Source organism: Paraburkholderia sp. BL17N1, from assembly GCF_003634175.1.
GTDB lineage: Bacteria > Pseudomonadota > Gammaproteobacteria > Burkholderiales > Burkholderiaceae > Paraburkholderia.
On the sequence record NZ_RBIW01000001.1, the window covers coordinates 2,079,618 to 2,092,198 of the forward strand.

The following is a 12,581-nucleotide window of genomic DNA, read 5'->3' on the forward strand; positions in this document are numbered from 1 at the left end:
CATATCCGAATGCGCCAGCGGGTGCTTGACGACCTGGCGCCGACTTCCCATCCTTGCAGCGCCCCTTGGCGCCCGCGTTTCGCCCCCATGCTCGCTCGCCTGTCAGATACCAATCGTCGTGCCTTCCGCGAAGGCGCGCGCGACTATTCGCCCACGCTGATGGCGATCTTCTCCTGGGGGCTCGTCACCGGCATCGCCATGAGCAAATCGGTGCTCACGTTGCCGCAGGCGCTCACCATGTCGCTGCTGTGCTATGCGGGCTCGTCGCAACTGGCGGTGCTGCCGCTGCTGGCCGCCAAGCTGCCCATCTGGACCGTGCTGCTTACCGCCGCGATGGTCAATACGCGTTTCGTGATCTTCAGCGTGGGTCTCGCGCCGCATTTTTCGTATCTGTCGATGTGGCGGCGCATCGTGCTCGGCTACTTCAATGGCGACGTCATCTATCTGCTGTTCCAGAAGAAGAGCTTCCCCACTGGCTATGTGCCGGGCAAGGAGGCGTATTACTGGGGCATGGCGAGTTGTAGCTGGCTGTCGTGGCAGGTGTCGTCGATCGCCGGGATTCTGCTGGCGAGCCTGATTCCCGATAACTGGGGCCTCGCGCTGGCGGGCACGCTGGCCTTGCTGCCCATCATGATCTCGGCGATCGCGACGCGCTCCACGCTGGTCGCGGTCGCCGTCGCCGGTGTGGTGTCTCTGCTGGCGTTCGACTTGCCGTACCGGCTCGCGCTGCCGCTCGCGGTGATCGCGGCGATCGTCGCCGGCAGCGCCGCCGACCTGATGGTCGAGCGCGCCGATTTGCGACGCATCCGTAACAGCGCCGGAGATTCCCGATGACATCCACGCAGATCTGGCTGGCCATTTTCGGCATGACCTTGGTCACCGCCGTGACACGCGCGATGTTTCTAATCGGCGGCGAGCGTACCGTTTTGCCGGCGCGGGTGCAGCGCATGCTGCGTTATGCGCCGGCAGCGGCGCTCGCCGCCGTGGTCCTGCCGGACGTGCTGGCGACGCCCGACGGCCTGTCGTTCGCGCCGTCGAACCATGAGTTCTACGCCACGCTGGCGGGTCTCGGGTGGTTTTTGTGGCGCCGCACCATGCTCGGTACGATTGTCGTCGGAATGGTCGTGTTCACGCTGTTGCGGCTCTTCATGTAGTTGAAGAGGCAGGAAATGTTGCGTTGCGGCATAGGCGCCGCTCGCTTCAAATACGGGACATTCGCCCGGTCGCGGGTCAGAAGGCCGTGTGGATCAGTTAAAATGCTTGTTTCCGGGATAAGCGCGCCGCCGCAAGGCGCGCGGGCCGCGGCTCTGCCGCCGGCACCCGAGTCAGTGGAGCCGCTGCCGTGCCTGAGCGCTGGAGTTCACCGCGCTTGAGTACCGCGCGCCGTCCGCCACCGCCTTCCCATCAACTCGCACACACACGCCCATGAACAAGGTATTGCGTCTCTCCGATCTGATCGCCGAAGGCAAGCTATCCGGCAAACGCGTGTTCATCCGCGCCGATCTGAACGTGCCGCAGGACGATCAAGGCAACATCACCGAAGACACCCGTATCCGCGCCTCCGTGCCGGCCATCAAGGCCGCGCTCGACGCGGGCGCCGCCGTGATGGTCACGTCGCACCTGGGCCGTCCGACCGAGGGCGATTTCAAGCCGGAAGACTCGCTGGCGCCGGTCGCGAAGCGTCTGGCCGAACTGCTCGGCCGCGACGTGCCGCTGGTGGCGAACTGGGTGGAAAATGGCGTGAATGTCGAGCCGGGCTCGGTCGTGCTGCTGGAAAACTGCCGCGTCAACAAGGGCGAAAAGAAGGATTCCGACGAGCTCGCGCAAAAAATGGCGAAGCTCTGCGACATCTACGTGAACGACGCGTTCGGCACCGCGCACCGCGCTGAAGCGACCACGCACGGCATCGCCAAATACGCGCCGGTCGCGTGCGCCGGTCCGCTGCTGGCCGCCGAACTCGAAGCGCTCGGCAAGGCGCTGGGCGCGCCGAAACGTCCGCTGGTGGCGATCGTCGCCGGCTCGAAGGTGTCGACCAAGCTGACCATTCTCAAGTCGCTCGCCGACAAGGTCGATCAGCTGATCGTGGGCGGCGGCATCGCCAACACGTTCATGCTGGCTGCCGGCCTGAAGATCGGCAAGTCGCTTGCCGAAGCCGATCTGGTGAACGAGGCCAAAACCATCATCGACGCCGCGAAAGCGCGCGGCGCCTCGGTGCCGATCCCGACCGACGTGGTCACGGCCAAAGAGTTTTCGCCGACCGCCAAGGCCGAAATCAAGGCCGTCGCCGACGTTCAAGACGACGACCTGATCCTCGACATCGGACCGGAAACGGCCAAGGCGCTTGCCGCACAACTGGAAAAGGCCGGCACGATCGTATGGAACGGCCCGGTCGGCGTGTTCGAATTCGACCAGTTCGGCAACGGCACCAAAACGCTGGCGGACGCTATCGCCAAGTCGTCGGCGTTCTCGATTGCCGGCGGCGGCGATACGCTTGCGGCGATCGCCAAGTACGGCATCCACGACAAGGTCAGCTATATCTCGACGGGCGGCGGCGCCTTCCTCGAGTTCCTCGAAGGCAAGAAGCTGCCCGCCGTCGAAGTTCTGGAATCGCGGGCTTAACGTGGCGACGCGCTCCCCAACGGCAAAGTCTGCAAAAGCGCGCGGCGGCAAGCCGCGCAACATCGCGGCGGAATCGGCAGGGGAGCGCGCGGCGCGCTCCGCCGCCACGCCGGCAGCGCTCGAGTCCGCGGGTGATGCCACGGTCGGTTCAGCTAGCCAGCAGCAAGAAGAATCCGGGGCGCCCCTTGCGCTCGCGGAGTTGACCACTGCCGGCGAGGCAGCGGAATTGCCCAGCGCAGATGCTGTGCAGACCGCCTCGCCATCCGCAGAACTCCCCGACGAAGAACTCGCCCCGCAGCCGGCACCTCCCGTGCTGGTCTCGAACACCGCTTCACCCAATAAAGCGACGCTGGTTTCAACCGGCGCGCAGCCCCCGGCAGCATCTTTCGGTGCGCAGCCTCCGCATCCGACTCGCAGCGCTCTTTCCAGCGATCTCACCCAGACGAGGAGACTCATGCATCGCGCCACCAAGATTGTCGCCACCATCGGACCGGCTTCCAGCACGCCGGAAATCCTGCTGCAAATGATGCAGGCAGGACTGGACGTGGTACGGCTCAATTTCTCGCACGGCACCGCCGACGACCACCGCCAACGCGCCGAATTCGTGCGCGAGGCGGCTCGCCAGGCCGGCCGTGAAGTCGCCATCATGGCGGACCTGCAAGGCCCGAAGATCCGGGTCGGCAAATTTGAAAACGGCAAAATCAATCTGATCGCCGGCGAGCCGTTCATCCTCGACGCCGACTGCGAACTCGGCAACGAAGAGCGCGCCGGTCTCGACTACAAAGACCTGCCGCGCGACCTGAAAGCGGGCGACGTGCTGTTGCTCAACGACGGCCTGATCGTGCTGAACGTCGCGCGCGTGATCAACAACGAGATTCACACCGTTGTGAAGATCGGCGGCGAGCTGTCGAACAACAAGGGCATCAACCGCCAGGGCGGCGGTCTGACGGCGCCCGCGCTGACCGCCAAGGACATGGAAGACATCCGCACCGCCATGTCGCTCGGCGTGGATTACGTCGCGGTATCGTTCCCGAAGAACGCCACCGACATGGAAATGGCCCGTCAGCTGGCGAACATCGCCGGCGCGCCGTTCGGCATCAAGCCGAAGATGATCGCCAAGATCGAGCGCGCTGAAGCCATTCCGGCGCTGCAGGGCATTCTCGATGCATCAGACGGCATCATGGTCGCGCGCGGCGACTTGGCCGTGGAAGTGGGGAATGCCGCAGTCCCCGCGCTGCAAAAGCGGATGATTCGTATGGCGCGCGAATCGAACAAGTTCGTGATCACCGCCACGCAGATGATGGAGTCGATGATCCACGCGCCGGTGCCGACCCGCGCCGAAGTGTCGGACGTCGCCAACGCGGTGCTCGATGGCACGGACGCGGTGATGCTGTCGGCGGAATCGGCGGCGGGCAAGTATCCGGTGCAGACCATCGAAACCATGGCGGCGATCTGTATCGAAGCCGAGAAGTCGGAGCAGTCGGAGCTGGACAAGGATTTCCTCGACCGCACGTTTACGCGGATCGACCAGTCGATCGCGATGGGCGCGCTGTTCACGGCGTTCCATCTCGGCGCGAAGGCGATCGTGGCGTTGACCGAGTCCGGCTCGACCGCGCTGTGGATGTCGCGTCACTGGACCCACGTGCCGATTTTCGCGCTCACGCCGCGGGTCGGCAGCGAGCGGGCCATGGCGCTGTACCGCAACGTGACTTCGCTGCATCTGGACACCAACACCGACCGCGACACCGCGTTGCAGCAGGCGTTGGAGACCGTGGTCAGCAAGGGTTACGCGTCGCGCGGCGACATGGTGGTGCTGACCGTCGGCGAGCCGATGGGTCAGGCCGGCGGCACGAATACGCTGAAGATCGTACGGGTCGGCGAACCGTATTGAGCGCGTGTGGTGCGTGGGATCGGGGTCGGTGCTGAAGCGCTGGCTCTGATCGACATGCGCTCTGCTCGATCGGCACGCTCTGCGTCGGATCGGAGTGAGTGCTGAAGCACAAACTCCGGTCGACAGCTTTGATTGGCCGAAGCAGGCTGCCATGCTCCGCGAGAGGCGGCGCACAGGCTCCAATCGCGCGTCGAGCGGTAAGGACCGCTCCGCGCTTTAGAGACTGTGCGAACGGGTATGTGGCTTGCTTCGAGACCAGCTCGCAAAAAAAGATGCCGACGGCACAAGATTTCGTTTCAATCTATGGAGTTATTGCATGCCTCTCGTATCAATGCGTCAACTGCTGGACCACGCCGCCGAAAACGGCTACGGCCTCCCGGCATTCAACGTGAACAATCTGGAGCAGGTTCAGGCGATCATGGCGGCGGCCGACAAGGTCAACGCTCCGGTCATCATGCAGGCGTCGGCCGGCGCGCGTAAGTACGCGGGCGAAGCGTTCCTGCGTCACCTGATCGAAGCCGCGGTCGAGTCGTATCCGCACATTCCGGTCGTGATGCACCAGGATCACGGCCAGTCGCCGGCGGTTTGCATGGCGGCGATCCGCAGCGGTTTCACCAGCGTGATGATGGACGGTTCGCTCGAAGCCGACGGCAAGACGGTCGCGTCGTACGAGTACAACGTGGACGTGTCGCGCAAGGTCGTGGAAGCGGCTCACTCGATCGGCATCACGGTGGAAGCGGAACTGGGCGTGCTCGGTTCGCTGGAAACCATGAAGGGCGACAAGGAAGACGGCCACGGCGCGGAAGGCACGATGACGCGCGAGCAGTTGTTGACCGACCCGGAGCAGGCTGCCGACTTCGTCAAGCTGACCCAGTGCGACGCGCTGGCCATCGCGATCGGTACGTCGCATGGCGCGTACAAGTTCAGCAAGAAGCCAACGGGCGATATTCTGTCGATCCAGCGCATCAAGGAAATTCACCAGCGCATTCCGAACACCCATCTGGTGATGCACGGTTCGTCGTCGGTGCCCCAGGAACTGCTGGCGGAAATCCGTGAATTCGGCGGCGACATGAAGGAAACCTACGGCGTGCCGGTCGAGGAAATCCAGGAAGGCATCAAGAACGGCGTGCGCAAGGTCAATATCGACACCGACCTGCGTCTGGCGATCACCGGCGCGATCCGCCGCTACATGGCGACCAACCCGGGCAAGTTCGATCCGCGCGATTACCTCAAGCCGGCGCGCGAAGCCGCCATGAAAATCTGCGTCGAGCGCTACACGCAATTCGGCTGCGAAGGCCAGGCTGGCAAGATCAAGCCGGTTTCGCTTGATAAAATCGCGGAGAAGTACAAAGCAGGCGAGCTTTCGCAAGTCGTCCGCTAAGCTATCAACAGGCTCCGCGCCTGGCCGTTTGGCCAGGTTGCCGTTAGACCGCCGTTCCCGCATCATCCGGGGAACGGCGTTTCCCTTTTGTTCCGGTCACACTTTTTGCCTCACTTTTAGCGAACCACGACGATGTCTACCCTCTACGAATCCACGCTCCGCTCGCTGCCGCTGCTCGGCCGCGGTAAAGTCCGCGACAACTATGCGGTGGGCAACGACCAGTTGCTGATCGTCACGACCGACCGTCTGTCGGCGTTCGACGTCATCATGGGCGAGCCGATTCCGAATAAGGGACGCGTGCTCAACGAAATGGCGAACTTCTGGTTCGAGAAACTGAAGCATGTGGTGCCGAACCACCTGACGGGCGTCGCGCCCGAATCCGTGGTGGCGGCGGACGAGGTCGAGCAGGTCAAGGGCCGCGCGGTCGTCGTGAAGCGCCTTGAGCCGATCCTCGTCGAAGCCGTGGTGCGCGGCTATCTGGCCGGCAGCGGCTGGAAAGACTACCAGGCCACCGGTTCGGTGTGCGGCGTCGAACTGCCGCCGGGCCTGCAAAACGCGCAGAAGCTGCCCGAGCCGATCTTCACGCCGGCGGCCAAGGCCGAAATGGGCCATCACGACGAAAACATCACGTACAACGAGATGGAGCGCCGCATCGGCACCGAACTGTCGGCCACGATCCGCGACATCTCGATCAAGCTGTACAAGGAAGCGGCCGACTACGCGGCCACGCGCGGCATCATCATCGCGGATACGAAGTTCGAGTTCGGTCTGGATAATCACGGCAAGCTGTATCTGATGGACGAGGCGCTGACTGCGGATTCGTCGCGCTTCTGGCCGGCCGACCAGTATCAGGTCGGCACCAACCCGCCGTCGTTCGACAAGCAGTTCGTGCGCGACTGGCTCGAAACCCAGCCGTGGAAGAAAGAGCCGCCGGCGCCGAAGCTGCCGGACGACGTGGTCACGAAAACGGGCGAGAAGTACCAGGAAGCGCTCGAACGCCTGACCGGACATAAGCTCGCCTGATTGCGCGCAGCGGTTGGCGCGCGCGAGAAAGCGTGGGCCGCCGTGGCTTGCCCGCTCCCGAGGAAGCCGCTTCTGCAATCACGGCCTCGCCGGGCGGCGCGAAGCGACGACTTTGTGGCGCTTCTAACCGGGCGCCGGGCCGCCGCTAACTATTCCGCTCCGCCGGGGCGTCTGGCGCGAAGCGACAGCGCCGGGCGCTCTCAAGAAACAAGGAAGCCGTAAGATGAGTGAAGCACAAACCGCCCATACGCATGGCGCGCCGGTTATCGGCGTGCTGATGGGCTCCAGTTCCGACTGGGAAGTCATGAAGAACGCCGTGGCGATTCTGCAGGAATTCGGCGTGCCCTACGAAGCGAAGGTCGTATCGGCGCATCGCATGCCCGACGAAATGTTCGCCTATGCTGAAAGCGCGCGCGAGCGCGGCATTCGCGCGATCATCGCTGGTGCGGGCGGCGCGGCGCATCTGCCGGGCATGCTGGCCGCCAAGACTACGGTGCCAGTGCTCGGCGTGCCGGTGGCGAGCAAGTACCTGAAGGGCGTCGATTCATTGCATTCGATCGTGCAGATGCCCAAGGGCGTGCCGGTCGCCACATTTGCGATCGGCGAGGCGGGCGCGGCGAACGCGGCCCTGTTCGCGGTGTCGCTCCTGAGCGGCACGAGCGACGAGTATGCGCAGAAGCTGGCTGCGTTCCGCGTGCGCCAGAACGAAGCGGCTCACGCCATGGTGTTGCCGGCGCTGTAAGCGCACGAACTGACTGCTTGAAGACGTCCCCTGTCCGACCCCCGGCCGGGTGCCTGACATCGCATTGCACGCACGCATTGCACACAGCACCCGGCCGCGACCGACCACTAAGATGAACCCAGACAACACACCGGTTTCACCGATTCTGCCCGGCGCATGGCTTGGCATGGTCGGTGGCGGCCAGCTCGGCCGCATGTTCTGTTTCGCTGCTCAAGCCATGGGCTACCGCGTTGCCGTGCTCGATCCGGACGAAAGCAGTCCGGCGGGCGCCGTCGCTGACCGCCATTTGCGCGCGGCTTACGACGACGAAGCTTCGCTGACCGAACTCGCGCGGCTGTGCGCGGCGGTGTCGACCGAATTCGAGAACGTGCCGGCCGCGAGTCTCGACTTCCTCGCGCGGACTACGTTCGTGAGTCCGGCCGGGCGCTGCGTCGCCGTGGCCCAGGACCGTATTGCCGAGAAGCGTTTTATCGCGTCGTCGGGCGTGACGGTGGCGCCGCACGTGGTGATCGACTCGTCGGATGCGCTGGCCGCGCTCGACGATGCGAAGCTCGAAGCCGTGCTGCCGGGTATTCTCAAGACCGCCCGCATGGGCTACGACGGCAAAGGCCAGATTCGCGTGCGCAACGCCGAGGAAGTGCGCGAGGCGCATGCTTCGCTCGCCGGCGTGCCGTGCGTGCTGGAAAAGCGTTTGCCGTTGAAGTTCGAAGTGTCCGCGCTGATCGCGCGGGCGGCGAGCGGCGCGTCGGTGGTTTATCCGCTCGCGCAGAACACGCATCGCGACGGCGTGCTGTCGCACACCATAGTCCCGGCGCCCGATGCGAGCCCCACGCTCGTCCAGCAGGCGCAACAGGCCGCACTGCAAATCGCCGACAAGCTCGGTTACGTCGGCGTGCTGTGCGTCGAGTTCTTCATTCTCGAAGACGGCTCGCTGGTGGCCAATGAAATGGCGCCGCGCCCGCACAATTCCGGCCACTACACTGTCGACGCCTGCGCGACCAGCCAGTTCGAGCAACAGGTGCGCGCCATGACCGGCATGCCGCTCGGCGACACGCGCCAGCATTCGCCGGCTGTCATGCTGAACATTCTCGGCGACGTGTGGTTTCCGGACGGCCCGAAGCGCGCGGCCGTCACGCCGCCGTGGCATGAAGTCGCCGCCATGCCGGCAGCCCGTCTGCATCTGTACGGCAAGGAGGAGGCACGATGCGGCCGCAAGATGGGCCACGTGAACTTCACGGCTGCCACGCTCGAAGAAGCGCGCACGGCGGGACGCGATTGCGCGCGGCTTCTGCACATCATCACGAGCTGACACGAGCATCATGCCGGATCAACCGAAACACGCCGAAGCCGCATTGCCGGTGAGCGCCGCGCAGATCGAACACGCGGCGGCGCTGCTCGACGCGGGCAGCCTGGTCGCGTTTCCCACGGAGACGGTCTACGGTCTCGGCGGCGACGCCGAGAGTCCCGACGCCGTCGCGCGCATTTACGCGGCGAAGGGCAGGCCGGCGAATCATCCGGTGATCGTGCATCTCGCGCCGCAAGGCGACCCGAACTATTGGGTCGAGCATTTGCCTGCGGAGGCGCAGCGGTTGATCGACGCGTTCTGGCCGGGTCCGCTCACGTTAATTCTGAAGCGCGCCGCGCGCATTCCGGCGGCGGTGAGCGGCGGCCAGGATTCGGTGGGATTGCGCTGCCCGTCGCATCCGGTCGCGCAAGCGTTGCTCGAGGCGTTCAATGCATTGCGCGGCGGACACGGCGGTGTTGCGGCGCCGTCGGCGAACCGGTTCGGACATGTGAGCCCGACTACGGCGCAACACGTGCGCGACGAGTTTGGCGACACGATTCATGTGCTGGACGGCGGCGCGTCGGATGTCGGTATCGAATCGACCATTCTGGATTTGTCGCGCGGCTTTCCGGCGTTGTTGAGACCGGGGCGTGTAACACCGCAAGACATCGCCGACGTGCTCGGCGAGGCGCCGCGCTTGCCCGACGGCTCCGACGCGACTGCGCCACGGGCTTCCGGCACGTTGAAGGCGCATTACGCGCCGCGCACGCCGCTGGCGCTGTTGCCGTTCGTCGCGCTGGAGCCTTTGCTTGCCGCGCGGCAAGCGGATGAGCGCGTGGCGCTGGTGGCGCGTGCGTCGCGAGCCGGACCTTGGGCCGATGCCGAAGGCGTGCATTTCATCGCCGCGCCTGAAGATCCGCATGTCTACGCGCGTGAGTTGTATGGCTTGCTGCGGGCGCTGGATCGCGCGAACGTGACGCGGATTCTGATCGAGAAGCTGCCGGATACGATCGAGTGGATCGCGGTGAATGACCGGCTTGGCCGGGCGGCCGCCGCGTTCGAAGCGCAGGGATAATGCCGGCAGCACGGCTGCATCGGCCGCCGGGCCTCTCATTCACCACAGCAAAGAAAAACGGCGGATCGAGCCTCAATCCGCCGTTTTGCCTGCAACGTCTCGCCTGATTACTTCCCCAACCCCGTCGCAGCGATCTGCTGCTGCACGTACTGCGCGAACAACGCGTGCAGGTGCGTGCTCGGGTGCACCGTATCCGCGAACATATAGGTCTGGTCAGCGCCAGCCACCGTATAAGTCTGCGGCGAGCAGAACAGCGACGAGCCGAACTGGGCGCCGTACTGAGCCGGCGTCAGCCCGTTCGTTGCGCTCGGATTGGCGGTGGCGTACGCGGTTGCGTTGGCCTGCATCGACGTCAGGTTACACGCCGTGCCGGTGTTCGACACCGTGAAGCCCAGCGCCTTGTAGTTCGGCAATTGCTGATCGATCCAGGTGAACGCGTCGGCCACGATGACCTTGCCCGTACCCACCAGGCCGAGAGCCGTCAGGTTCTGCACCAGCAGATAGTTATACGCCGCGGTAATGCCGGACAGCAGCGCAGCCGTGCCAGGCGTGCTTGCGTTGGCGGCGACGCCGAGCGGCGTGTTGCCGATGTCCGGCACCGTCGACACCACCACGTGAGTCGCGCCCGAGCCGACGATCTTCTGGACTTGCGCCGCGAGCTGCGTGGCGGCCTGCGCGATCTGCGGATTGGGCAACTTCTGCAGGTAGCCGACGATGAACGCCACTTGGCCCGCTTGCGAGTTCGGCAGTGTGCCGGCTTGCACGAGCAGCGGGTACTGCGTCTGTAGCGCGGCGCCCAGCGCCGTCAGATTGGCGGTGGTCCCCGCGAACTGGAAGATGTCATTCGCGCCGCCGTTGATCAGCACGAGTTGGTTTGCATTGAAGCTCGCATGCGCGCCCAGGTAGTTGGCCACCTGGGTCACGACCGGCACGGTCGTCGCGGCCATGTTGTTGGGCGCCCAACCCTGGCCTTGAGCATTGACGACGTCCGAGCCGCCTTGCGCATAGCCCAGGCCACCCGTTGCGACCAGCGGCTGGCCGAAGCCGCCGAGGTAGGCCGGCGTCAACGTGTCGCCGTAATACTCAGCGACCTTCTGGGTCCACACTTCACCCGGGTTCGTCGTGAAGCGGCCGCCGCCGAAGCTCCCTTGAATGACCGGCGAGTACGTGCCGACATCCGACAAGCTGTCGCCGAACGACACGACCTGCAGCTTGACTCCGCCCGCAGGCGTGCTGCTGGCGTTGTTGTTATTGTCGCTACCCCCGCCGCAAGCCGCGAGCAGAGCGAATGCCGTGCTGGCCATGGCGATCTGCGTGACACGCAGCCAATGTTGTTTCCGCGATGCTGTTTGCTTCATGTTGACGACATCTCCTCGTATGTATGTGTGGCCCTTTGCCATGTGTTGCAGCCAGCGCCCACCGCTTAGGCGGCGTGACGACAGCTTACAGAATCTTCTACGGCCTGCGTGGTGTTTGAAACGCGGCCGTATGGTCTTGCTTCGCGCGCGTAGCCTCGCCCGAATATTCACCTGAGTCCATGCGCGCTCCCGATGAACCGGCGGCGCGCCGCGCATGATAATCCGCCGCCCACGCGGGCGGCGCAAACAGCGCGCGCAGTTTGTTGCGCCAGCCGCGCACGCTCGCGAAGTCGGCGGCCATCGACGCCCATTCGTGAAACGTCGCCTTCAGCGGGTTGTAGGTGTGAAGCGGCTCGACGATGCCGTACACCGGCGCATCGCGCAAATCCTCCTCGACGTAGCTGCCGAACAGGCGATCCCAGATCACCAGCACGCCGGCATAGTTGCGGTCGATATAGCGGTCGTTGCGCGCGTGATGCACGCGATGAATCGACGGCGTATTGAACACGATTTCGAGCCAGCCGAGTTTGCCGATGGCCTGCGTATGCACGAAAAACTGAAAGCCGAGATTGATGAGCACGATCGCGACGATCTGCTTCGGCGGAAAACCGAGCACGGCGAGCGGCGTCCAGAATAGCCACATGCCCGCGACCGGATACATCAGGCTCTGACGGAACGCGGTTGAAAAATTCATGCGCTCCGACGAGTGATGCACGACATGCGCGGCCCACAGCCAGCGCACGCGATGACTGCAGCGGTGGAACACGTAGTAGAGCAGATCCTGCGCGATGAACAGCACGGCAAACGAGACCCAGCCCGCCTGCCACGTGTAGATGCGATAGTGATCGTAGAAGAACGCGTAGACCGGAATGATGGCGAGCCACGCGAGCTTGTCGGCGGCTTGCTGCATTAGCGCGAGCGCGGCGTTGCAGAGCGTGTCGCGCCAGCTATAGAGTTGCGCGCCCGGTTGCGTGCGCCGCAGGTGCCACGCCTCCCAGCCGATGCATGCGAGAAAGACTGGCGCCATGGCGAGCAGCAGCAATTCGGCATCGAATTGCATTGTGTCTTCCTCCGTGGTCCCTGGCCGCCGCGTTGTGCGCAGCGGATGTTGTCGTTTTTGTTCGAGCGGGGCCGTAATCGATGCACCGCCCCGGCGTCACGTCCAGCGTATTACGCGCGCCTCAAACACTGCCCGACAGCGTACACG

The 12,581-nt window shown here is 64.6% G+C and carries 11 protein-coding genes; 9 read left to right on the plus strand and 2 right to left on the minus strand.

The features are described from left to right. The first annotated feature begins 87 nt into the window (after positions 1 to 87). The 9 genes from B0G82_RS09365 to B0G82_RS09405 all read left to right on the plus strand — a co-directional run bounded on the left by B0G82_RS09365 (position 88) and on the right by B0G82_RS09405 (position 10,016). The gene (locus B0G82_RS09365) at positions 88 to 834 is read left to right on the plus strand and encodes an AzlC family ABC transporter permease (protein ID WP_121307217.1); all 747 of its coding nucleotides are present in this window, start codon (positions 88 to 90) and stop codon (positions 832 to 834) included. Continuing rightward, the gene (locus B0G82_RS09370) at positions 831 to 1,154 is read left to right on the plus strand and encodes an AzlD domain-containing protein (protein ID WP_106284081.1); all 324 of its coding nucleotides are present in this window, start codon (positions 831 to 833) and stop codon (positions 1,152 to 1,154) included. Before B0G82_RS09365 ends, B0G82_RS09370 begins: the two co-directional genes overlap by 4 nt. A gap of 271 nt (positions 1,155 to 1,425) precedes the next feature. After that, positions 1,426 to 2,619: a phosphoglycerate kinase gene (locus B0G82_RS09375; RefSeq protein ID WP_116139246.1), complete on the plus strand. Its 1,194-nt coding sequence runs from the start codon at positions 1,426 to 1,428 to the stop codon at positions 2,617 to 2,619. 454 nt (positions 2,620 to 3,073) lie between these two features. Next, entirely contained in the window at positions 3,074 to 4,510 is a 1,437-nt protein-coding gene (gene pyk / locus B0G82_RS09380; RefSeq protein WP_106284083.1) for a pyruvate kinase, read from the plus strand. Positions 4,511 to 4,826: 316 nt separating this feature from the next. Beyond that, a complete protein-coding gene (gene fba / locus B0G82_RS09385) occupies positions 4,827 to 5,891 on the plus strand; it encodes a class II fructose-bisphosphate aldolase (protein WP_106284084.1) in 1,065 nt (354 codons plus the stop codon). Positions 5,892 to 6,023: 132 nt separating this feature from the next. Continuing rightward, on the plus strand, positions 6,024 to 6,914 hold the full coding sequence (locus tag B0G82_RS09390) for a phosphoribosylaminoimidazolesuccinocarboxamide synthase (RefSeq protein ID WP_012434235.1): 891 nt from the start codon (positions 6,024 to 6,026) through the stop codon (positions 6,912 to 6,914). A 223-nt stretch (positions 6,915 to 7,137) separates the two neighbouring features. Then, positions 7,138 to 7,656, plus strand: a complete 519-nt coding sequence (gene purE, locus B0G82_RS09395; RefSeq protein WP_106284085.1) for a 5-(carboxyamino)imidazole ribonucleotide mutase — start codon at positions 7,138 to 7,140, stop codon at positions 7,654 to 7,656. A gap of 112 nt (positions 7,657 to 7,768) precedes the next feature. Continuing rightward, positions 7,769 to 8,965 carry a 5-(carboxyamino)imidazole ribonucleotide synthase gene (locus B0G82_RS09400; RefSeq protein ID WP_121307218.1) on the plus strand — a complete coding sequence of 399 codons (1,197 nt, stop codon included), beginning with the start codon at positions 7,769 to 7,771 and terminating at the stop codon, positions 8,963 to 8,965. Between the two features lie 10 nt (positions 8,966 to 8,975). Next, a complete protein-coding gene (locus B0G82_RS09405) occupies positions 8,976 to 10,016 on the plus strand; it encodes an L-threonylcarbamoyladenylate synthase (RefSeq protein ID WP_121307219.1) in 1,041 nt (346 codons plus the stop codon). Between the two features lie 107 nt (positions 10,017 to 10,123). On the opposite strand, the gene B0G82_RS09410 is transcribed toward B0G82_RS09405, so the two are convergent. Together B0G82_RS09410 and B0G82_RS09415 are read right to left on the minus strand one after the other, a co-directional pair. Then, the gene (locus B0G82_RS09410) at positions 10,124 to 11,374 is read right to left on the minus strand and encodes an SGNH/GDSL hydrolase family protein (protein WP_121307220.1); all 1,251 of its coding nucleotides are present in this window, start codon (positions 11,372 to 11,374) and stop codon (positions 10,124 to 10,126) included. Between the two features lie 97 nt (positions 11,375 to 11,471). Continuing rightward, positions 11,472 to 12,434: a sterol desaturase family protein gene (locus B0G82_RS09415; protein WP_121307221.1), complete on the minus strand. Its 963-nt coding sequence runs from the start codon at positions 12,432 to 12,434 to the stop codon at positions 11,472 to 11,474. Between the last annotated feature and the right edge of the window lie 147 nt (positions 12,435 to 12,581).